Below are 22,372 nucleotides of genomic sequence, written 5' to 3' on the forward strand. Positions count from 1 at the left end.
CTTCTTCCTCTCTAGTTATATTATCGCTGTTGAATTGCTTCTACAATTTCTTCGATTGTTAAATTATCTGTTACTATTGTTGTGGGTGCTTGGGAATATAATTGCTGTCTCGCTTCGAATAATGTATGAATTTCATCTTCACTATTTTTTTGAAGTAATGGACGCGTTGGACGCAAATCATCAGCTCTTTTTTTCCACTCTTCCCAGCTAATTTTCAGGAAAATAGCATCCCCTTTTTCAATACAGACTTCACGGATACGATCATTGATAAAAGCACCGCCTCCAAGTGCTAAAACTTGTGGTTGATCCTCAGACAAACAGCTTAATATCATGGCTTCTTCTAAACCTCTGAAATATATTTCGCCATGAACATCAAATATTTCTTTGACTGTTAAACCAACTTTTTCTTCTACCAATTTATCACTATCATTGAATGTTAAATCTAACGCTTTAGCAACTTTTTTTCCGATAGTTGTTTTACCAACACCCATAAAACCAACCAGTACAATTGTCTTATTTTGAGTTTTCATTGCGTAAATTCCCTTCGATTAGTTTCATACTTCATTATACGTGATAGCTGAAGTGAATGTAAAACAACATCTAAAAAAACAAAGCAAAGATGCTTGATAGCTACATACTTTGCTTTGCTGTTTACTATTTAGTAGCCAATAATATGGTAGCCACTATCGACATGAATATTTTCACCTGTAATGCCACTAGCCATATCACTTAAGAGGAATACAGCCGTCGTTCCAACTTCTTCAACTGTAGTAACTCGACGTAATGGTGCGCGTTCTTCAACCATTTTTTGTGACTCACTAAAGTTTCCAACGCCACGTGCTGATAATGTACGAATAGGTCCTGCGGAAATCGCATTCACACGAACGCCTGTTGGTCCGTATTCACTTGCTAAGTATCGAACAGATGATTCTAATGCAGCTTTTGCTACACCCATTAAGTTGTAATTTTGGATAACGCGTTCTCCACCTAGATATGTTAACGTTAGTAAGCTTGCATTTTCAGCAAGTAAGTCTGCTAACTTCGCAGCGCGAATGATTGCTGTAAACGAGTAAGCACTGATATCCAACGCTTGAGCAAAGCTCGCACGATCAACTGCAGAATAATCATCACCTAAAAAGTCTTTATTAGCAAACGCGACTGAATGAACGATACCGTTTAAAGTACCCACTTTTTCTTTTAACTCAGTCACTGCTGTTGTGATATCTTCGTCGCTTGTAACATCACATTTCACCATCGGTGCTTCTTTATTTAAATCCGATAAGTCTGCGGCTAATTTTACCAATCCTTTTGCTGAACGTTCTTTTGAATATGAAAAAATTAATTTAGCTCCTGCTTTATCAAGTTCTTGGGCAATCCCCCATGCGATGCTGCGTTTATTAGCAACACCCATAATTAAATATGTTTTATTTTCAAAGTTTAAATGCATAATAGCCTCCTAATGAAATAAGTTCTCTTATTATTTTACATGATAGTTCTCTAAATATCATGCGTTTCTTTATTTTTTTATAATCTATCGAGCATCGCTTGCATATCAGCTGGCACTTCACAATGAAAAGACATTTCTTCATCAGTAAACGGATGGATTAAAGTTAATTTTTCACTATGCAGTGCTTGGCGTTGAATTTCACTCATATCACCAAGATACATATCATCACCCATTAAGGTATGCCCAATATGTTGAAAATGCACACGTATTTGATGTGTACGCCCCGTTTTTAATTCTACAGCTACATCCGTCCACTCTTTGTTTCGTTCTAACACTTCAAAGTGTGTCTCGGCATACTTCCCATCTGAACGCACTTCACGCACCATGATGCTACCATCTTGGCGTCCAATTGGTTCTATAATCGGGCTTTTCGTCTCAATTCTTCCTTTTGCAAAAGCACGGTAACTACGTTTAACCAATCCTTGCTGATGTAATTCACTAAGTCTTGCATGACTGTATCGATCCTTAGCAATAAGCATAATACCTGATGTATCTTTATCTAAACGAGAGACGATATGAATAGCTTGATTTTCACCTTTAGAGTAGTAATGGCCTTTTATAAAATTCGCCATTGTTTTGGTTGGATGATACTGCGCAGTAATTGATGCAACGCCTGCTGGTTTATCAACTATCAATAAAAAATCATCTTCATAAATCACTTTTAAAGGCCCAATTTCAGGTATTAATGACTCGTTTTCTTGCTCTATTGGTGTTTGAACAGTGACAATATCACCTGTTACGATTTTATATCTTACATTTTCCACATGGTTATTCACACGAATTTCACCACCGCTAAATTTAATAGCTGCAAGTAATCGTTTAGATACATGATGATGACTCAAAAAAGTTCTGAGAAGTAATCCATTTTCTTCGGCAAGAGCCGTCCATCTTAATTTCATTTTCTTCGTTCCTTCTATCTATTAGTTAATAAATGAGTTGTGCACACGATTCCAGAAAGTTGATGCCTTTAAGCGCGCAAATTGCACTTTTTTTCCTGATAATTCATAATCTAAACGCGTGACATCTTCATGTAATTCAGTATGGTGATCAATTGTTAAAATACATTTTTTTGCACCCGTAGGTATCAACTTAATTGTTTGATCCTTCGGTAAAATTAAAGGTGAACCAATTGTTCTAAAAACGCGATTGTTAATTGATGCCATCTCTGTTAGTTGCATCACTTCTATTGTTGGATGAATAATTGCACCACCAAGTGAACGGTTATAAGCCGTAGAACCTGTTGGCGTAGAAACACATAAACCATCGCCTCTAAAACATTCAAATAATTCATTTTGTAAGTACACATCCACAGCTAATGTTCCTGATGCTAAGCGAAACGTCGCCTCATTAAGCACTAAATATTTTTGAGGTTCAGCATTTAGTTTACTCATTCTAACTTCAATTAACGGATAGGTCTCAATGCTATATTTCCCATGTGCAATGCCTTCAGCTAAAGCATTAATTTCATGAGGTAACCAGTCTGCATAAAAGCCCAGATGACCTGTATGAATGCCTACAAAAGCTGTCATATCTAAGCGATCAACATAATGATGAAAAGCATCTAACAAGGTACCATCGCCTCCGATTGTTACAACGATATCCGGTTCAGTGTTATCTTCACTCAGCCCCAGTGTATCAAAACGTTCTTTTAAATGATTGCGAATTTCTTGGGACATAAGATCATGTCGTGTTCGAATGGCATATTTCACCTGTATCACCTCTTTTTAGTATGGATAGTTGTTTTATGCTGACTTTGTTGTTTTTGTATATAAGTTTGTGCTTCATGGATTTCATCACGAATATGAGACATCTCTTCATCTAATTGAAAAGCCGCTTCTGATGCTCGTTGCAAACGCGCTTTAATATCTTCTGGAAACTCATCGCGATATTTATAACTGAGTGAATGTTCAATTGTTGCCCAAAAATTCATAGCCAACGTTCTGATTTGAATTTCGGCAATCACTTTCTTTTCACCATTGATTGTTTGCACAGGGTACTCTATCACTAAATGATATGAGCGATAACCACTTGGTTTTTTATTTGAAATGTAGTCACGCTCTTCTAATATTCTAAAGTCATTACGTTTTCGTAAATGCTCAACAACAATAACGATATCCTCTACAAATTGACACATAACACGACAACCAGCAATATCCGTGACCTCTTCGGCAAATCGTGTGATTGAAATGTGTTTTTTCAAGGCTTTATCTACGATGCTTTCAATTGGTTTGACACGTCCTGTAACAAATTCAATTGGAGAATGTTTCCCCTCTAATTTAAATTGCGTACGAATACCTTTTAATTTCATTTTCAATTCTGCCACAGTTTGTTGATATGGCGCTAAAAATCCATCCCAATCTTCCATTGTACTCACCTCTATTTAATGTTACGCTACCTTTATAGTTTACCATAGGGTGATTAAATAAGCACAAATAAACACCGAAAAAACAGTGTTATATAGGTGTTTCTATTGCTTAGAAATTTCAATGCGTTTCAATAGATTAAAACCATATGGGTATCAAAAATATATGACAGGCGTTTTGAAGGCAGCTCGCTTTTTTATGCTAAAATTATCAATAACACACATTTTGAGTGACTAATTATCCTCTCAAAATTTTAACATTCATATTACTTGTCACATTTAAATCATCATCGATAATTAAATAGTTTCTATATCCTTTATTTAATTTTAATAATAATTTATCATGTTACGTCTTGTTTTAAGATTTATAATTATTTTAATGACTTTGATTTTCAACAAATAATTATCCCTAGGAGGATGAAATTTTGAAAAACACGTTATATTTACTGATTTTCACTTCGATACTTCCAATTCTACACATTTTCATTGGCATTGAAAATATTATCCCAGGTTGGCTCGGTCGTTTAAGTTTAGCGATTATGCAAATCAGTTTCATGTTATTATTACTCGGTTATATCGCTGAGAGAAACTCGAAAAAATAATATTACTTCACAAAATAAGAATATCTATAAGTATCAACTGACTAAAAATAACATTTTTGACTGTTTCACATCTAAATGTCAACAATATAGATTTATTCATTCTGAGTGCTTTACAATTAACTTCTTTATTACCGTAAATAACATTTGTCAGTTCTGGGATTAGTAAAAATTTTATCTAAATCAATTTCAACTAGTTTCGGTTTTTTCATTCCTTCTAATTCTAATCTGATAAAAGTGCATAACTTATTAACTAAGATAATTATATATCTAAGTATCCACAGTTCCCCTAATCTACTAATTAGAACCCCTTTAAACATGGGTGTCGTTGTCACGATCATGAAATTGATTGCACATTTTCAATTTGACTAAAAAAATGATTTAAACAACTCACTTACTAACGTTGTTGTTTCTAAATAGATATTATAGCCTTTACATAAAGAACTCTAAATTTAAATTCATCACTTACAGAGTAGGCATATAATACCTGTTTCCAAAAAAAATATATGCAAAGCTACTATTGACATGTATATATATATAGTATCATTCACATATTGAAAAGGCAGAATATTTTGTAATTTCCGAAAAATCGGTGGAAGAATGTAATATGTTTATTAAAACTGCATCGGTTTTTTTAGTTTATTAATTGTTTTATCGCTAGTTTCAGTTACTACTACTGTTTTGGCAGATAGTATGGATCCAAATGAATTAAATATTGAAAAAAAACGAATCGGACTCGAGCGTAAGTTATGAGGAAAATATCATCGAAGAAAATATTCCTTACCTCTACGAACCTCTTATTTTAAATAACGGAGAGTTTGCTAAAGTACCAGAATTTAGCGCCCGAGTTAATTTACCTGTAGGGGTTCCTATGAACTGGAAATATGTTTCAACTTACACTGGTAATAATGTCACTCCTGAATATATAAAATCTAAGGCTAGCGTTTTCGTGGCAGGTATTATGGCCGTACTATCTTCAAAAGCCAAAAGCAAGTTTTTCGCTGGAGCTGCAACGGCTGAGGCATTAAGAAAATCTAATTATGCGATGAAAAAAAAATACTGGACCACAAGAAAGTATGTTTCTAAAGATGCTCGTAATGTTTATGTTAAATTTGAAGTGAAAATATATAATGACTCCGCAAGAAAAAAATTAGTACAGTCTTATACAGAAAATCATGTTAGGTAATTATAGAAGCAATAAAAAAAGCGCTCATTATAATTGAGTGCTTTTCTTTTATTAGTAGGAGGTATTCATGAAAAAACGTATATTGGCATTCGCCATTTTACCAATTCAGGTATTAGTAATTAATAGTGCAGTGAAAATTTTAGAACCAGAGTATCCTCACTCTATTGTTTTACATCTCCCTTCTTTTTTCACTGTAACTCTATTGTTTTTTGTTAGTATCAATTTACATAAGACTGTTTTAAAGCATGACTGGCAATTTTTCAAAAGAAAAAAAATGAAGCTATTTCTTTTTTCTTTTCTAGGTGCCTTTCTATTTCAACATATCATGAATGCCGCTAATGACTTCATGATTTACTTAAATATGTTTAACTATCCAGTTAGTCTGGAAGCGAATGTTACTTTACAAAATTTACATCCTATACAAGTGGTGTTCCTCCCTATTATTAAGGTTTATTATCTCCTAACAACTATCAACGAAGAGTTATATTTTAGATATAATTTTCTGTATAGTAATCACAAAAGAAAATTAACTTCTCTATTTTTATTAATATTGTCATCAATTTTATTTGGAATGGCACATTATTTTTTCACAAATAGTCTCATTGGAACGTTTCCTTATATAATTGGCGGTTTATTCTTGGGGTTAATTTATCTTAAAACCAAAAATATATATTATGTAATTGGTATTCATTTTTTAAATAATTTAATATATGGCCTATTACAGTGAAGTCAAAACCGCTATTTACTTGTTTTTGTTTGTTCCTTTTTTTATATTTTTATTTGTCAAATTAAGCTAGACAAAATATCATTATTAACATAACTCAAAAATACTTCCAATGGTGTTTTATAGTTCAATGACTTTCTAGGAATGTTATTTCTTTTAGAAGCAACAGACTGAATGAACGCTTCATCAACTTCATTGAAATTCATTCTCTTAGGTAGTCCGTCCTTGCGTAATAATCCGTTGGAGTTCTCATTTAACCCTCTTTGTGAGGGAGTACCTGGATCAGCAAAGTAGATATTAATATCATTGGAGTTACTGACAGATTTCCAATTAGAAAATTCTTTACCACAATCAAACGTAATAGACTTAAATAAATGAGTGGGAATTGTTTTAAACCAGTTGTTTAAACTGTTTTCAATATCTATTGCTTGTCTGCCGGTAGGTTTCAACGTAATAATTACTTTTGATAGTCTTTCAACTAAGGTAATAACAGCACTTTTATGATTTCTGCCAACGATAGTGTCACCTTCAAGGTGACCAAACTCACTTTTGAAGTGACGATTTTCCTTATCACGCTGATGAATCGTTCTTTTAAAAGCTTGTTTACCTCTCTTTTCTTTGTGACCATTCGGCTTTCTTTTCCCTTTCATTGGTAAGGCGGCTAAGTTAAAATAGCCACGCTTAAATAGTCTATAAAGAGTACGAACAGAACAAGAAATAGGAAACTCGTTACGACCAATAATCACGTCTGGTGTCCACCCTTGAGCCACTTTCTTTTGAATATAGTCAGTTTCATTATCAGGTAAAAGGATAGGAAGTCTCCCACAATTTTTTTTATTATTTTTGTATCGTTGGTAGTAATCTAGCATAGATAAACCATCATCTAAAGCGTTGTAAACATTATAAATAGTTTGTCTCGAACGTTTTAAAGTCTCTGCAACAAATTTAACTTTCTTAGTTTGATGATAATATGATTCTATTAAAACGAGTTCATCTGTAGTAAGATGTGTATAGGTCATTTGTGATCACTCTCCTTGTTTTCTTTCGTCGGAAATACAATTTGAGTGTATCACAAATGATTTTTTTAATTGTCTAGCTTAATTTTACAATCGGCGTATATAAAATAATGATTAATGAAAGACAAAGAGGAATATAGTTTATAAACTTAAATTTATAAGCCGGAGCGACTATACAAGCCCATGAAATAAATCCCATCAAAAACAGAAAATAAGATGAGTTGAGTATTCTATTTATCTTATTAATTGACACCACCACCTTGTCTCTTTTTATTTATTATTATATCTAATCACCAATTATATTAATAGTTACTAGGCTACGTCAGAAATTTCAAGAATTGAAGAAAGTCGTCAATTCTAAAATCAAGAATAAGCACCACGTATAACTCACAATTTCAAGGTAAAATATAACATTTTTAAATTATAATAACTATTTAAACGGACAAAGCGGTTATAATTAGTTTACAACAGTTAATATTATTTCATAAATCAATTTTAGGAGGAGTGTCATGGGCTTTATAAAAAAAGTGACATTAAGTGATGTTGAATCATTACAACGTATTAGCATTAAAACTTTCTCTGATACATTTGAAAAGGACAACTCGCCTGAAGATATGCAGAACTACTTATCAACAGCATATTCGCTAAGTAAACTCTCGAACGAATTAGAGAACCCTAATTCGCAATTTTATTTTATCTATTGTGAAGAAACTATTGCTGGATATTTAAAATTAAATATCGCAGATGCTCAAACTGAAAATATTGATACAGAAGGTTTAGAAATTGAACGGATATATATTGATACACTATATAAGAGAAAAGGACTAGGCAATAAATTATTAGAAAAATCGATAAGTATTGCCTCATCCTTAAATAAAAAATCAATATGGTTGGGTGTTTTGGAGCTCAATGCGCCTGCCATTACTTTTTATAATACAATGGGGTTCAGAAAAGTGGGGGAACATTCCTTCTTCATGGGTGAAGATGAACAATTTGACTTTATTATGAAGAAAGAATTAAACCAATAAATTGCTGACTCGTTTTCTCTAAGATTATTTTATTAACTATAAAGGTGGTTTTAATTATGAAAGAACAAGAAATTGAATTCAAAAATCTATTATCAAAAGACGAGTACGCTAAACTTCTACAACACTTTAAATCCGTCCCTAAAAAACAAATAACACAAACAAACATCTATCTTGATACACCTGATTTTAAACTAAAGGAAAAAAAATGTGGGCTACGCATTAGAACATTTGCTTCTGGAAATCACGAACTAACTTTAAAAACGCCCTTACCCGTTGGTTTATTGGAAACAACAGATAGTTTAGCACCATCTGAAACCAAGGACATATTGGCTGGTGCTTCTCTGCCAAATAAAGAAGTAACAGCAACTTTAAAAAGCTTAAATATTCAACCTCAGGAGATTGTTGCTTTTGGTGAACTACATACTAATCGTGTAGAATTCCCCTATGCCTCTGGCTTACTTGTTCTTGATCATAGTCATTATTTAAATAAGGAAGATTATGAAATTGAGTTTGAAGTAACCGATGCTATTCAGGGTGAACTCGAATTTCAACAACTTTTAACGCAATTAGACATTCAAAAACGTCCAACACTGAATAAAGTTGTACGATTTTACAATACTGTGAAAAATCAGTCCTAGCAATAGAAAATACGCTTACATTGCCATTTGTTTCACAGAGAATTTTAATTTTCAAAGCTAAATAATTGTCCTGTGGACGTTTCGTTGCTAAAATGAAGGTACATTAAATATTAGGGCAAGGTGATTAAGTTATGTTGAACAACCTCCAACACAATATATTTCCGGCAAAGCGAAATGAAAAACCTCTAGAATTATATTTGTTTTTTAATCCTTTAAATGAAAAAAGTTGGGACCTCGAGCAACTCGTACGGAAGTTAAAATTAACATATGGCAATTATTTCAAATTGCGCTATGTGTTAAATGTTGGTTCTTGTATCAGTTGTGAACAAAAAGAAAATGATAACACCATCTTTTATGCTATTAAAGCTGCTGAATTACAAGGCCACCGATTAGGTACTGAATTCATTCAAAGATTATTTGATTCTTATTATATTGGTCAAAAAAATATTTATGACAAAAATATCCTAAGTGACATTGCAAATGAGTCAGGATTAGACGTTTCAGAATTCCAATTGGATTTAACTTCTAGTATTACTGAAAAAGCCTTTTTGTGTGATCAATCAATTGCGACAGAAATGGATGTTCGACAATCTCCTTGTCTGGTATTCTTTAACCGTTATCATGATGAAGAAGGTTTGAAAATTGATGGATTACATGCACTAGATATTTATCAACATATCTTTTGCGAGTTACTCAAGAGCGAACCAAAATTAAAAGAAGATCTAACAATTGAAGAATGTATGGAATTTTTAAGATTCTCTACATGCACAGATATAGCAAACATTCTAAATTTGACGGAGAAAAAAGTAACCTGTGAATTAAAAAAACTGTCTCTTCAAAGCAAAGTGAAACAGACCTTAACACAACAAGGTGTTCTCTGGAAAAAAAATTAAAAGAAGATTCTATGCGATTTAACTGCATAAAATCTTCTTTTTTTATTGTTCAGTTAAGATACTTAATAAAACACCTTCTTTAAGGCCCTTCTCGCTAAATATTAGCTTTGGGCTATCAATTAGTTGTATAATTTCTTTTATCGGGGCTAGTCCAGCAACAATATTTTCTGCACGCTTTTCCCCCAAAGCAATAATTTTTTTTCTTTCTTCAATTGTTTGTGCCGTAATAGTATCGATGAGTGAAATAACTTCTCTTTTAGTCATTTCACAGCCTTGTACGCTATTTTCATTACCTTGTGAAACTCTCATAAGACTTCTGTTTGAACCGCCGACAGCGACGCAAGGAATGCCTTTTAAACCATTAAGAAATGTAACTTTAGCAATTTCATCGTGTACATATAAGGCAAGTTGTTCTTTCATATTTGTTGTCCAATGATAATCAGTTGCTTTAAACTTATCTGATAAAGTGACTGCACCAATTTGAAGACTTGTACTATCATGTAATTTGCCATCTTTTATATAAACGATTTCACAGCTGCCACCACCCGTATCAACCATGACCGCATCTTTTAAATTCGGCAATCCTGAAATCACACCTAAATAATCATAATAAGCTTCGTCCAGTCCAGAAATAACCGTAATGTCGATACCTGTACTTTCAGCAACATTTTTAATAAAGTATGCTTGATTACTTGCAGCTCTAACAGCCGCGGTTGCGATTGCTTTATACCGTGTCACATTATGTTCTTTCATAATTTGTTTGAATTCAGCTAGAATAGCGAGAGCCTCAGCCATTTTATCAGGGGCCAAACGACCTGTTTTGTTCATACCTGAACTCAAACGTGTAAAATGTGTTGCCTTATGTATAATTGTGAGTTTTTGCGGGTCGTGACCATCGTAAATTGTTAAACGAATTGAATTCGAACCAATATCTATAATAGCAACTAATAACATACAAATCACCCTCTCTTATAAAAAAAACAGAAAAATTTAAAAAGCGATGCCGATTAATATCCTCTAATAAAGTATATTAGTCCATACAACTGAACCTATTAATTCATTGCAGTTTGCTAATTATTTTTATACGCTTTTTAATAGCTTATCACTAATCGCTGCTAACAAAAACTTTTTTTAGAATCTATCAACTATCTATTGCTAAAAAAACGATTTTGTAATACAATCGTAATGAAACTGTAACATAACGTTTGCGCAATTGCATAGTAGAAATGAGGACCTTATCGTGAACAAACTGAAACAAACCTATTTACCTGGCCTTGATGGCATTAGAGCTTTTGCTATATTTAGTGTTTTTGCTTATCATTTAAATTATCAATGGGCCAAAGGTGGCTTTATTGGTGTTGATGTATTTTTTGTTTTGTCAGGCTATTTAATTACCAGTTCGTTGTTAGCTCAATGGCAGAAAAAACAAACAATCGATTACAAACGCTTTTTATATGGACGATTTAAACGTTTAATTCCTGCTGCTTATTTTATGATTATCGTTGTCGTTGCTTTTTCTTTTATTTTTAAGCAAGAGCTACTTCCAACTCTTCGTGGGGATGCCATCGCATCACTTTTTTATTCAAGTAATTGGTGGTTTATTTTTCATAATGTGAGTTATTTTGATAGTTTTGGTGCGGGTTCACCCTTAAAAAATCTTTGGTCATTAGCTATTGAGGAACAATTTTATTTACTTTGGCCACTCGTTTTTATTGTACTTTTAAAATTATGCAAATCAAAAAAACAGTTAGTTTATATGATTCTATCACTTGCTATGGTTTCTGTTATTTTAATGGCAGTCCTTTATGTTCCTGGGAGCGATCCAAGTCGCGTTTATTATGGTACTGATACGCGTTATTTTGCACTTTTATTCGGTGCTGTATTAGCAATTGTATGGCCGATGGCAAAAATGCGTCCTGACGTTCCGCAACATGAAACACGTACTTTAAATATAATTGGAGCAGTTGCCTTCTCACTCTTGGTTGTTTGGAGTATGGTACTGTCTGAATTCAGCGCCTTTTTATACTACGGTGGTTTTTTATTAATTACGCTCATATCTTTGATTCTGATTGCCGTTACTGCACATCCTTCAAGTATATGGAGTAAAATTTTAGGAATTAAACCACTGCGCTATATCGGATCACGGTCATATGGTATCTACCTCTGGCATTACCCAATTATCATTTTAACGACACCTATTACAGCGATAGGTACAACTTCCTTGCTACGCACTGTTTTACAAGTTGGTGCAACTCTAATTATTGCCGAATTTTCTTATCGTTTAATTGAAAATCCAATACGTAAAAATGGTTTTAAAGAAGTTTTCCAATGGTTATCATTCAAAAATTTCAAACAAAAATCACCCATTAAAAAAACAAAAAAAATTATATTTGTTGCTGTAATTATGGTTTTTTCACTGGCATTAGGTAATGTAAATGCACTTTTTGAGCAAAAACAACCTGAGCACATTGAACAAGTTAAAATCAAACCTAAAAAAGCTGTGACTCCTGCACATAAAAATTTTGTTGGTGAAGAAAAGAAACCTAATGCTAATAAAATTCATTATAAACGTTATTTAGCAATTGGTGATTCATTAATGATTGACGTGAGTAAAAAAATGGAAGAAAACTTTCAACCTTCAGCTATTGATGGTGCGATTGGTCGACAAATGAAAGATGTTCCAATTGTTGCTAATAGTTATCTTGAATACAATACACCAGACTCAGCAGTCATTCTTGCTTTGGGAACAAACGGTAATTTTAAAGAGGAAGATTTACAGGCTTTTCTGACTCTCTTTTCTAAAGCTCATATCTATCTTGTAAATACACGTGTACCAAGAGCATGGGAACAAGTAGTAAACGATACATTAAAAAAAGCTGCAACTGAAAATAAAAATATTACATTAGTAGATTGGCATGCCACTGCAGTGAATCATCCTGAATACTTCTCAGAAGATGGCGTTCATCTTAACACTGCTGGAGTAAATGCTTATATTAAGCTATTAAGCGGATACTTAACACCCTCAGAAACAACCTAGACATATCGTTTTTCAAGTCTAGATTCAGTCTTTTAGACAACTTATTACATTAACAAACTTTTTATTTTATCTAATATAAAAAACATGCCAACAATGTTGGCATGTTTTTTCTTTACTTCAAATTATCATAATAAAAACCAAGTATTGGTTTAGTCACATCAACAATTTTTTTACCTTTTAAATTCACATTTGATTTTTCAACCATTGTGATTGATATGTATGAGGCATCTGTTGTATCCATTGCTAATACAAAACTATTCTCATCACCTTTGGTATCCTGTTTCTCTTTAATTTCGGCTGTACCTGTCTTGGCAGCAATATGCTTCCCAGCAGTCTGTAATCCGTGTGCAGTTCCTTCCGGACGGTTAACCGTTTCATAAAGGGCATTTTTCACTTTTTCAGCCGTTTCTTTAGTGAATATTTCTGTTTCTTTAGGCGCATTTTTAGTTACTTCTAAGTGGGGGTAAACTAGCTTACCGTCACGAGCAAATGTTGAATACATCACTAACTGTTGAATCGGTGTAATAAGTAACTCTCCTTGCCCGTAAGAGGTGTCTGCTAACAATATATCACTATTGATACCTTTATTTGATAATTGGGCATCAGCCATATCTAATGGGAGTTTAAAATCAGTTCCAAATGGGAGTTTTTTCAAACCATTTTCCATTGTATCTTGTCCCATTGCTAATGCTTCTTGAGCAAAATAAATATTATCTGAATAAACCAATGCATCTGTCATGTCCACTTGGGGCACATCGGAAACACGGGTAACAAAATAGTCACCCCACGATTTATCTTTTTGCCATTTCAAACCCGTAATGGCTCTTTTCTTAAGTGGATCTATTTTTTTTGCATCTAAACCAATCCCTGCAGTAATCGTTTTAAATGTAGAGCCTGGTGCATAACGTGCGGTATATCTTGCTAAGAATGGTAAATTTTTATCTGATTCGTATTTTGCGTAATCTTTGTCAGTAATACCCGCAGTCATCTTATTAGGGTCATAAGCAGGTACACTCACTAAGGCTGTTAAACCCCCTGTTTTAGGATCCATCGCTGTGTATGAACCAACAGTATCTTTTAATTCTTCATAAGCTTTGGCTTGAATGTCTGCATTAATTGTTAAATGAATATTTTCACCATTAACAGCCTTCTTCATCTGAACATTATCAGCTTTATCAGTAACATCATTCACAACAGTAATACTTCCACCATTTTCACCTTTTAAGCGCTTGTTAAACGTATACTCTAAGCCTGATTTACCAATTAAATCACCTGGTTTAAATGTGGGTTCTTTTTTGATATCCTCTGCAGATACTTCACCAACATAACCAATTAAATGCGATGCAGCTTCTGAATAAGGATAATAACGCGCACGTACTTCTTTCATCGTAACACCGTTTATAGCATCAGGAACTTTAAAACTCAGTGGTACTATTTTAATCGGAACAAAACTATCACCTTGTACCCATTCTTGTTTTAATTGAGCTGTAAGTATTTTTTCATCAACATCAAATAAAGCAGCAATACTTTTAAGATTTTCTTTTTGACCTTTTCCTAATTTCAATTGATCTGGATATAAACCTGCTTGTTTTTGTTGCTTATTAAAAGCTAATTTTTCACCATTCACATCAACAATTTCACCACGTTTTGCTGCAGTATTATCAACAGCTATTTTATCACCTGGAGACATAAACGGTATAATGAGGATTGGTTGCCAAGCAATTTTAACCTCCTCATTATCTTCTACAAAAGAACCTTTATATTTAAATTCCTCAGTCCAGCCTAAAAACGTTTTGTATTTTGCCTTATAACTAAAGTGATATTTTTTATCATCTTCATCCTTTTTCACATCTACATTAGTTATTTTTGTTTCAGTAACTTCCAAACTATCAAATACATTTTTGTATCTCTTAACAATATCTTCTGAATTTTTTTCATCGTTAGCTTTATCAGATACAACTAAGGGCGCTATCGCGTCATATTTTTGTTTTTGTAAAGCTTCAGTAAAATTATTAACAACTTTTTTTTCAGCACTACCATTATTTTTCGCTAATACAGTAAAAACGATAACTGCTATTATAACTACAATTACTAATATCGCTCCACTGATGGCCAATCGTTTATTTTTCAAATTATTGCCACACCCTTTCACACTCTATTATAGCCGATTGTAACAGTAAAAAGACAGCCAGAATAGTTCTGGCTGTCTTTTACTAAAGAAAAACAATGACCTATCGATCATTTAGGATACGTACCCTATATACGCACACCCTCATTCACTCAGTTTCTTATTCTATAACCTGAGCTAGAATAGTTCTGTCTCAGACTGAATTATTTTTTTATAAAACTTTATTGAGGAAATCAATTGTACGTGGATGCTCAGGCTTAGTGAAGACTACTTCAGGATCGCCTTCCTCAACAATATAACCACCATCCATAAAGATAACACGATCACCTACTTCACGAGCAAAACCCATCTCATGAGTAACAACAACCATTGTCATACCTTCTTTGGCTAAATCTTTCATTACTTGTAGAACTTCACCAACCATTTCAGGATCTAACGCTGAAGTTGGTTCATCAAATAACATGATATCAGGATTCATAGCTAAAGCACGGGCAATTGCAACACGTTGCTTTTGTCCCCCTGATAATGTTTGTGGGTAAACATTGGCTTTATCTGATAAGCCAACACGCTCAAGTAATTTCAACCCGTTTTCTTTTGCTTCACTTTTTGTCATTTTCTTTAACTCTATCGGAGCCAATGTAATATTATCCAAAACTGTTAAGTTAGGGAACAGATTAAAATGTTGAAAAACCATTCCAATACTTTCACGAACTTTATTAAGATTGACTTTCGTATCAGTTAAATCTTTTCCGTCGATGATAACATTACCGGCTGTAATCTCTTCAAGTTTATTTAAACAGCGTAAAAAGGTACTTTTTCCAGAACCAGAAGGACCGATAACACAAACCACTTCGCCTTCTTGAATTTCTACATCAACACCTTTTAATACCTCAAGTTGTCCATACGATTTTTTTAGTTGTTTAACGTTTAACTTTGCCATTTGTCATTCTCCTTTCAAGGAAGTCGGACACTTTAGTTAAGCACATGATTACAATAAAGTACATGATACCGACAATCAACCAAATTTTCAATGATTCCAAATCACGAGCAATAATAATTTTACCGCTTTGAGTCAGTTCGTAAATACCGATAATCGATAGAATTGATGTATCTTTTAAGGTCATTACAAATTGATTCACAAACGATGGTATCATTACACGAATTGCTTGTGGAATAACAACGCGTCGCATTGCTGTTTTATATGGTAATCCTAAACTACGTGCTGCTTCCATTTGACCAGAATCAACTGATTGGATACCACCTCTAACAATTTCAGCCATATAGGCACCTGCATTAAGACTCAGGGTGATAATACCTGCTGCAAAGGCAGAAAGGCGGAAATCAAAGGCAGTTGGTACACCAAAGTAGATAAAGAATGCTTGCACAATTAGTGGTGTCCCACGGAAAATATCGATATATATAATACTAATCCAGCGTACAATCGGATTGGTTGATACTCGCATAAATCCAAACATCACACCAACAACTGAGGCAATTGCCAACGAAATCGCTGTTAATAAAATTGTCATTCCTAATCCTTTTAATAGATCAGGATAATTTGCTTTGATTAAACCAAAAAAAGTTTTATCTTTAGCAGCAGTTTGTGGTGTATCAGTTTTCAAATAAAGATCTTGAATTTTCTGATACTCGCCACTTGCTTTAATGTTCTTAAGTCCTGTATTAAACGCATTGAGCAATTCGCCATTACGCTCTTTACCTACAGCAAAACCATATGAATTACCTTTTTCTTTATCAGTCACTAACTTCAAACCATTACCGTTTTTAACGCCATAAGCTAACACTGGGTAGTCATCAAAGACAGCGACTGAATTCCCCGCTTTTACATCGTTGTACATGCTATCCGAGTCATCAAAAGCAACGGTTGTAAAACCATATTTTTCTTTAACAGAATTCGCGAAAGTTGCTCCTTCTGTTCCCGTCTTAACTGCAACTTTTTTGTCTTTTAAATCGTCATAACTTTTTACTTTATCATCGTCTTTAGCGACAGCCATCACGACACCTGAATCAAAATAAGGATCCGAGAAATCAAATTTCGCTTGGCGTTCAGGCGTGATGCTCATACCTGCAATAACAGCATCCACTTGATTCGACTCTAACGCTTGTACAGCTGAATTAAACCCAACTGATTTTATTTCATACTTAAAGTTTTGATCTTTTGCAATGGCCTTAACAATATCCATATCAATACCTACAAAATCACCATTTTTATCAACAAACTCAAACGGTGCAAATGTTGTATCTGTTGCAATTGCATATTTTTTATCACGATCTAATTTTACTTGTTTTGATTTTTCATTGGATTCACCAAGATATTTACTAATGATTTTATCGTACTCACCAGACTCTTTTAAGTTTGCTAAACCTTTGTTAAAACGTTTTAACAGTTCTTCATTGCCTGACTGATTAACAGCAAAACCATATGAATTACCTTTTTCTTTAGGTGTAACAATCTTTAACCCATTACCTTCTTTGACACCATAGGCAAGTACTGGATAATCATCAAATGCAGCAACAGAATTTCCTGTCTTCACATCATCATACATATTTGCTGAATCATCAAAAGTAACTGTTTTAAAACCGTACTTAGACTTAATCGATTCTGCAAAGCTTGCGCCTTCAGTACCTGTTTTTATAGCGACACGTTTGCCTTTTAAATCAGAATAATCTTTAACTGAATCATCCTTATCAGCGACCGCCATTACTACGCCTGAATCAAAATATGGTTTTGAGAAACTAAACTTAGCTTCTCTCTCAGGTGTAATGCTCATTCCAGCAATAACGCCATCTACTTGTTTAGATTCTAAAGCTTGAACAGCTGCATTAAAACCGAGCGGCTTAATTTCCACTTTAAAATCTTGATCTTTTGCAATTGCTCTTAAAAGATCCATATCAATTCCAACATATTCACCTTTATCTTTATATTCGAATGGAGCGAATGTTACGTCTGTTGCAATTGTATATGTCTCTTGTTTCGTATTTTTATCATTTGAACAACCCATTACAAGAGCTGTAATTAATAATAGCAGCAATGATAGCATTGTTATTTTTGTTAACTTTTTCATTTTATCCTCCCTTTCAAATCAAATAACCCATACTTGATATTAACATAAGATTTATCGATTGAATATATTCTTTAAAATGATAAATGCTGTTGTAACATGCTCTCAGCTTCTTTTTTTCTGCTTTTCCCTTGTTTTATAAGGTCTTTCCTATTATGGATTTATTAGTCGTCTCTGATAAAATGTTAGATATTCTAACATCAAATACAAAAAAACACCTTCAAAAAATGAAGGTGTTACGTTTTAAATCGCACTTTTATTTTTCTATAATAATTGCTTCGAATTCAGCTAGACGTGCTTCGAAAACTTTCAAAGCATCCTCAATTGGTTTTGCAGTAGTCATGTCAACGCCAGCAGCTTTCAACACATCGATTGGATAATCCGAGTTACCTGCTTTTAAGAACGTCATGTAACGTTCTACTGCTGGAGCTCCTTCGTCCAAAATATGTTGTGCCAAAGCTGAAGCTGCAGAAAAACCAGTTGCATATTGATACACGTAATAATTGTAGTAGAAATGAGGAATACGCGCCCATTCGTTACCAATTTCTTCATCGTGTACCAGTGCATCACCATAATATTTCTTATTAATACCATAGTAGAGATCAGTTAGATATTCAGCTGTTAAAGCGTTACCTTCTTGATCAGCAACATGAATAAGGTGCTCAAATTCTGCAAATTGTGTTTGACGGAAAACAGTACCTTTAAAACCATCAAGGAAATGGTTAATAATATAGGCTTGGATTTTTTTATCATCATATTTTTTCAGAAGATAATCTGTCAATAAATTTTCATTGGTAGTTGAAGCAATCTCTGCTAAAAAGATTGTATAATCGCCATAAACTGCCGGTTGATTTTTTCGAGTGAGATAACTATGCACACTGTGCCCAAACTCATGAACTAATGTATACAAATTATCTAATGTATCATGCCAGTTTAATAGAATAAATGGATTGGTACCGTATGAACCGCCAGAGTATGCGCCACTACGTTTCCCTTTATTTTCAACCACATCTACCCAACGCTTATCAAAACCTTCTTTAAGGATAGAAACATATTCTTCACCCAAAGGTGCTAAGGCATTAATTGTTACTTGTTTAGCTTCTTCATACGTAAATGAAAGCTCATCTACATCCGCTACAAGCGGTGTGTAAAGATCGTAAACATGCAATTCGTCAAGACCTAATACCTGCTTGCGTAAACTCACATAACGATGTAATAAATCAACATTATTCCCTACCGTTTCAAGCAATGTTTTATGAACTGACTCAGGAATATTATTGCTGAAAACAGCCGACTCTCTGGCAGTACTAAACTTACGAACAGATGCATTGAAGTTATCTTGCTTAATTTGACCAGTCAACGTTGAGGCAAATGTATTAAGCAATGACTTATACGTTTTATACACATTTTGGAAAGCGTCACGACGCACACGACGATCGCTATTTTCCAATAATGGACCGTATAGACCGTGTGTAATCTCTACATCTTCACCATTTTCATCTTTGATTGTTGGAAAACGTAAATCTGCATTATTTAGAATACCAAAAGTATTTTGTGATGAGCCTAATACTTCGCTCGCTTTAGCTAATAACGCTTCCTCAGGAGCAGACAATGTATGAGGACGTTTCTTATTGATTTGTTCTAACTCATGCGCGTATACACCTAATTCGTCAGATTCAGAAATAAAGGCGGCAAGTACCGCTTCGTCAATATCTAATAATTCCGGTTCAAAGAAAGATAGTGCAGCTGAGGCTTTGGCAGCCAATGATTCTGCACGACTATTTAACGCTTGATACTCTGTATTGCTAGTATCTTGATCATGTTTCATACTTGCATAAACATAAACTTGTGATAAACGAACAACAAGCTCATCACTATATTTTAAAGCTGCAAGAAGCTGGTCTGCACTATCACCTAATGTTTTTTGGAATTTAGTTGCTTCTTCTGCTAATACTTGGACAGCTTTAAATTCTGTTTCCCATGCTTTATCTGTTTCAAAAATACTTGTTAAGTCCCAAGTGTCTTTTACAGGCACTTCAGAGCGTGTAATTGCTTTTCCAGCCATTGTTAATCAGTCCTTTTTTTTAGTATGATTCTATTATCCAACAAGCCGCACCTTTGTGCAACCGTAAGCACTTACATTAATTTAGTTGGATTTGAAGCTGATTCATCGCCTGTTTCAAACGTGGCCATTCGCGTTTCTTTTCGATAGCATTAAAAACAATACCTTCTATTATATATCCATTGTTTTCGATTAACGCATAACCGAGTTTTACAAGCAGCTTAAGATAACTATGCCACAAATGATGCGAATATTGCTGATGGATATAAACAAAATATTTCTTCGCAATTATTGTATCCCACCACTTGGAAATTTCTTCTATCGTTTTAAATCCCGTTGTTTGGATATATTTTATTAAGCGGTATTGCCAAATAAAGGCATCGGTATCAAGCAACCACTGTTGCGGTAAAACGACACCCACGTAATAAGGAAAATATAATAAATGTTCAGATGCACTATACAATTCGCGTTGAAACATACGCTGTTCTTTTGATTTAAACTTAAAAATAGCTGTTTGCCTTTTATGTTCTGTCATTTCATTGGTGCTGTTCACTATCAAATCTCTATGCGTAATTATCCATCTTGAAAGCTCTGAATAGGTTAAATCGGCTAATCCAATTTTAGCTACTTTAGCAAAAAAGCGTTTAGTGGATACCCCTCTTAAATCATAATATAAGTGTACTCTTTTTGTGATAGAGCAATAACTTAACAAATAAAAACCACATTTAGGGTGATAATTTATAAAAAAAATTTGCAGCTGACTCAAGTAAAGCGTTCCACCTTTGTATTTTGGCACACTCGTTAACCAAGTCACTGTTTTGCCTAATGACCGATAGCCTACCATCCGCTCTTTTAAAACCTTAGTTTGTAGATGCGACTCTTGATACTCAATAATGTGATTCATTTTTGGTACATATATATCTGCTCGTTGCTTTAATTCAGGGAAATAAAATTCACTGCTTGCGCGATCTGTTTTACTAATCCAATCATAAAGCTCTTTTTTTACTAGGCGATGTGTTGCTCCTTCGCCTGACTGGCAGCTGGTATTTTGTTTATGTGCAAAATGATGACGTTTTTTATCACCCTGTTTAATGATACATATAGCACCGCATGATGGACAATAATAAGGATGTTGCACGTTAGCTTCATTGATTTGTATGAGTTCGTCTTTTTGATTAATTGCTCGTTGCATACAATCCCTCCTTAGTATTTAACCATTCGTCTTAATTGTCTAAACTACCTTTTAAATTTATATAAAAAAAAGAGCTTCATCCTGACCGAAAAAGGTCGAATGAAACTCTTAATATATGATTTAACGTTCAAAATTTAATTTGATTGTTTCTAAAGCATTTTCTAATGCAATAACTTTCCCATATTCACGCATAACATGTGGTGATTTTTCTGATTCGTCTCCGTATTCAAGAAGAACACTTAACATGTCATCAATCGCATCAATGGCATTTTCTCGAGAATCAAATTCAACCTCCAAGTAATAACGTTCTTTATAGTAATAGATATTAGAGTGTAATCCTGAAATTTTATCTTGGTGAGAAAGAGCAATGACATCTTCTAGCTCTTTAATCTCTAATACAAAATTGAGATTATCTGTATCTGCTTTTTTAGTATTCATTGCATCCACTTGTTCCTCTAATATTGCTTCGATTTGTTTTTCAACATCATCTTCAATTTCTTTAGGTGATTTATTATCGCTGTCATTTTCTGCTGTAAACTCAAGATTGATTCCATCTTTAGCGAGATTTGCTTTAGTGACAACAACCTCTAATCCTTTTTTCATTGCTTGTACTTGTATCCATAATGGACCATCTGGATTAAACTGATCTTCATAGTTTAACTCTTCCATCATATTCCAGAAAAGTTCTTCACTTTTATCACGGTTATACCAAATATCCTCATGATTGAAGCCTCTTTCTTCTAAATCACCATATGAAATATAAAACTTAATTGTATTTTCATTTATTCTTTCTATTTCCATTTTCCACACTCTCCCTTCTCTTATGAGAAGCACTCTATCAGATGTAAGTATATGTACTCAATATCTTCTAATAGTTCTAATCTCTTATTATATATCCCATTCTAACCTATTCTCTCAAA

20 protein-coding genes are annotated in these 22,372 nt (G+C 33.7%); 7 read left to right on the forward strand and 13 right to left on the reverse strand.

All coding sequences use genetic code 11. The features are described 5' to 3' along the window. Positions 1-20 precede the first annotated feature (20 nt). From V6S17_RS09710 to V6S17_RS09730, 5 genes are all read right to left on the reverse strand, one after another. Positions 21-530, reverse strand: a complete 510-nt coding sequence (locus tag V6S17_RS09710; RefSeq protein WP_029091822.1) for a shikimate kinase — start codon at positions 528-530, stop codon at positions 21-23. A gap of 128 nt (positions 531-658) precedes the next feature. Then, on the reverse strand, positions 659-1,447 hold the full coding sequence (gene fabI, locus V6S17_RS09715; protein WP_029091821.1) for an enoyl-ACP reductase FabI: 789 nt from the start codon (positions 1,445-1,447) through the stop codon (positions 659-661). A gap of 77 nt (positions 1,448-1,524) precedes the next feature. Next, a complete protein-coding gene (locus tag V6S17_RS09720) occupies positions 1,525-2,406 on the reverse strand; it encodes an RluA family pseudouridine synthase (protein WP_029091820.1) in 882 nt (293 codons plus the stop codon). Between the two features lie 21 nt (positions 2,407-2,427). After that, the gene (locus V6S17_RS09725) at positions 2,428-3,216 is read right to left on the reverse strand and encodes an NAD kinase (protein WP_029091819.1); all 789 of its coding nucleotides are present in this window, start codon (positions 3,214-3,216) and stop codon (positions 2,428-2,430) included. Between the two features lie 5 nt (positions 3,217-3,221). Continuing rightward, entirely contained in the window at positions 3,222-3,872 is a 651-nt protein-coding gene (locus V6S17_RS09730; RefSeq protein ID WP_029091818.1) for a GTP pyrophosphokinase, read from the reverse strand. Between the two features lie 422 nt (positions 3,873-4,294). On the opposite strand from V6S17_RS09730, the gene V6S17_RS09735 reads away from it, so the two are divergent. From V6S17_RS09735 to V6S17_RS09745, 3 genes are all read left to right on the forward strand, one after another. Then, positions 4,295-4,471 carry a hypothetical protein gene (locus V6S17_RS09735; protein WP_154657740.1) on the forward strand — a complete coding sequence of 59 codons (177 nt, stop codon included), beginning with the start codon at positions 4,295-4,297 and terminating at the stop codon, positions 4,469-4,471. 712 nt (positions 4,472-5,183) lie between these two features. Further along, complete coding sequence (locus V6S17_RS09740) at positions 5,184-5,654, forward strand: hypothetical protein (RefSeq protein ID WP_029091817.1); 471 nt, start codon at positions 5,184-5,186, stop codon at positions 5,652-5,654. Positions 5,655-5,721: 67 nt separating this feature from the next. Then, positions 5,722-6,381 (forward strand): CPBP family intramembrane glutamic endopeptidase, encoded by a 660-nt coding sequence (locus V6S17_RS09745; protein WP_029091816.1) that lies wholly within the window; start codon positions 5,722-5,724, stop codon positions 6,379-6,381. A gap of 56 nt (positions 6,382-6,437) precedes the next feature. Here the strand turns inward: V6S17_RS09745 and V6S17_RS09750 are convergent, their stop codons facing one another. Further along, positions 6,438-7,397: an IS30 family transposase gene (locus V6S17_RS09750; protein ID WP_069124469.1), complete on the reverse strand. Its 960-nt coding sequence runs from the start codon at positions 7,395-7,397 to the stop codon at positions 6,438-6,440. 506 nt (positions 7,398-7,903) lie between these two features. Between V6S17_RS09750 and V6S17_RS09755 the strand changes: the two genes are divergently transcribed. The 3 genes from V6S17_RS09755 to V6S17_RS09765 all read left to right on the forward strand — a co-directional run bounded on the left by V6S17_RS09755 (position 7,904) and on the right by V6S17_RS09765 (position 9,953). Beyond that, positions 7,904-8,422: a GNAT family N-acetyltransferase gene (locus V6S17_RS09755; protein WP_029091622.1), complete on the forward strand. Its 519-nt coding sequence runs from the start codon at positions 7,904-7,906 to the stop codon at positions 8,420-8,422. Between the two features lie 56 nt (positions 8,423-8,478). After that, positions 8,479-9,060 carry a CYTH domain-containing protein gene (locus V6S17_RS09760; protein ID WP_051535977.1) on the forward strand — a complete coding sequence of 194 codons (582 nt, stop codon included), beginning with the start codon at positions 8,479-8,481 and terminating at the stop codon, positions 9,058-9,060. 131 nt (positions 9,061-9,191) lie between these two features. Continuing rightward, positions 9,192-9,953 (forward strand): DsbA family protein, encoded by a 762-nt coding sequence (locus V6S17_RS09765; protein WP_029091620.1) that lies wholly within the window; start codon positions 9,192-9,194, stop codon positions 9,951-9,953. 42 nt (positions 9,954-9,995) lie between these two features. On the opposite strand, the gene V6S17_RS09770 is transcribed toward V6S17_RS09765, so the two are convergent. Further along, positions 9,996-10,907 carry a hypothetical protein gene (locus V6S17_RS09770; RefSeq protein WP_029091619.1) on the reverse strand — a complete coding sequence of 304 codons (912 nt, stop codon included), beginning with the start codon at positions 10,905-10,907 and terminating at the stop codon, positions 9,996-9,998. Positions 10,908-11,193: 286 nt separating this feature from the next. On the opposite strand from V6S17_RS09770, the gene V6S17_RS09775 reads away from it, so the two are divergent. Beyond that, the gene (locus tag V6S17_RS09775; protein ID WP_244877107.1) at positions 11,194-12,990 is read left to right on the forward strand and encodes an acyltransferase family protein; all 1,797 of its coding nucleotides are present in this window, start codon (positions 11,194-11,196) and stop codon (positions 12,988-12,990) included. Between the two features lie 112 nt (positions 12,991-13,102). Here the strand turns inward: V6S17_RS09775 and V6S17_RS09780 are convergent, their stop codons facing one another. The 6 genes from V6S17_RS09780 to mecA all read right to left on the reverse strand — a co-directional run bounded on the left by V6S17_RS09780 (position 13,103) and on the right by mecA (position 22,253). Then, a complete protein-coding gene (locus V6S17_RS09780) occupies positions 13,103-15,121 on the reverse strand; it encodes a penicillin-binding transpeptidase domain-containing protein (protein WP_029091617.1) in 2,019 nt (672 codons plus the stop codon). 208 nt (positions 15,122-15,329) lie between these two features. Then, a complete protein-coding gene (locus tag V6S17_RS09785; RefSeq protein ID WP_029091616.1) occupies positions 15,330-16,058 on the reverse strand; it encodes an amino acid ABC transporter ATP-binding protein in 729 nt (242 codons plus the stop codon). Next, a complete protein-coding gene (locus tag V6S17_RS12700) occupies positions 16,039-18,201 on the reverse strand; it encodes an amino acid ABC transporter substrate-binding protein/permease (RefSeq protein WP_029091615.1) in 2,163 nt (720 codons plus the stop codon). The genes V6S17_RS09785 and V6S17_RS12700 overlap by 20 nt, the downstream gene beginning before the upstream one ends. 253 nt (positions 18,202-18,454) lie before the next feature. Further along, positions 18,455-20,263 (reverse strand): oligoendopeptidase F, encoded by a 1,809-nt coding sequence (pepF, locus tag V6S17_RS09800; protein WP_029091614.1) that lies wholly within the window; start codon positions 20,261-20,263, stop codon positions 18,455-18,457. A gap of 76 nt (positions 20,264-20,339) precedes the next feature. Next, positions 20,340-21,452 (reverse strand): competence protein CoiA, encoded by a 1,113-nt coding sequence (locus V6S17_RS09805; protein WP_029091613.1) that lies wholly within the window; start codon positions 21,450-21,452, stop codon positions 20,340-20,342. Between the two features lie 120 nt (positions 21,453-21,572). Continuing rightward, positions 21,573-22,253, reverse strand: coding sequence for an adaptor protein MecA (gene mecA, locus V6S17_RS09810; RefSeq protein ID WP_029091612.1), 681 nt, complete (start codon positions 22,251-22,253; stop codon positions 21,573-21,575). Positions 22,254-22,372: the final 119 nt, after the last annotated feature.

Source organism: Brochothrix thermosphacta DSM 20171 = FSL F6-1036, from assembly GCF_036884295.1.
Classification (GTDB): Bacteria; Bacillota; Bacilli; order Lactobacillales; family Listeriaceae; genus Brochothrix; species Brochothrix thermosphacta.

Coding starts and splice junctions, on each gene's coding strand:
- V6S17_RS12700 (WP_029091615.1), bottom strand. CDS start 18,201: ATGAAAAAGTTAACAAAAATAACAATGCTATCATTGCTGCTATTATTA.
- V6S17_RS09770 (WP_029091619.1), bottom strand. CDS start 10,907: ATGTTATTAGTTGCTATTATAGATATTGGTTCGAATTCAATTCGTTTA.
- pepF (WP_029091614.1), bottom strand. CDS start 20,263: ATGGCTGGAAAAGCAATTACACGCTCTGAAGTGCCTGTAAAAGACACT.
- V6S17_RS09750 (WP_069124469.1), bottom strand. CDS start 7,397: ATGACCTATACACATCTTACTACAGATGAACTCGTTTTAATAGAATCA.
- V6S17_RS09765 (WP_029091620.1), top strand. CDS start 9,192: ATGTTGAACAACCTCCAACACAATATATTTCCGGCAAAGCGAAATGAA.
- fabI (WP_029091821.1), bottom strand. CDS start 1,447: ATGCATTTAAACTTTGAAAATAAAACATATTTAATTATGGGTGTTGCT.
- V6S17_RS09760 (WP_051535977.1), top strand. CDS start 8,479: ATGAAAGAACAAGAAATTGAATTCAAAAATCTATTATCAAAAGACGAG.
- V6S17_RS09805 (WP_029091613.1), bottom strand. CDS start 21,452: ATGCAACGAGCAATTAATCAAAAAGACGAACTCATACAAATCAATGAA.
- V6S17_RS09755 (WP_029091622.1), top strand. CDS start 7,904: ATGGGCTTTATAAAAAAAGTGACATTAAGTGATGTTGAATCATTACAA.
- V6S17_RS09745 (WP_029091816.1), top strand. CDS start 5,722: ATGAAAAAACGTATATTGGCATTCGCCATTTTACCAATTCAGGTATTA.
- V6S17_RS09720 (WP_029091820.1), bottom strand. CDS start 2,406: ATGAAATTAAGATGGACGGCTCTTGCCGAAGAAAATGGATTACTTCTC.
- V6S17_RS09710 (WP_029091822.1), bottom strand. CDS start 530: ATGAAAACTCAAAATAAGACAATTGTACTGGTTGGTTTTATGGGTGTT.
- V6S17_RS09785 (WP_029091616.1), bottom strand. CDS start 16,058: ATGGCAAAGTTAAACGTTAAACAACTAAAAAAATCGTATGGACAACTT.
- V6S17_RS09730 (WP_029091818.1), bottom strand. CDS start 3,872: ATGGAAGATTGGGATGGATTTTTAGCGCCATATCAACAAACTGTGGCA.
- mecA (WP_029091612.1), bottom strand. CDS start 22,253: ATGGAAATAGAAAGAATAAATGAAAATACAATTAAGTTTTATATTTCA.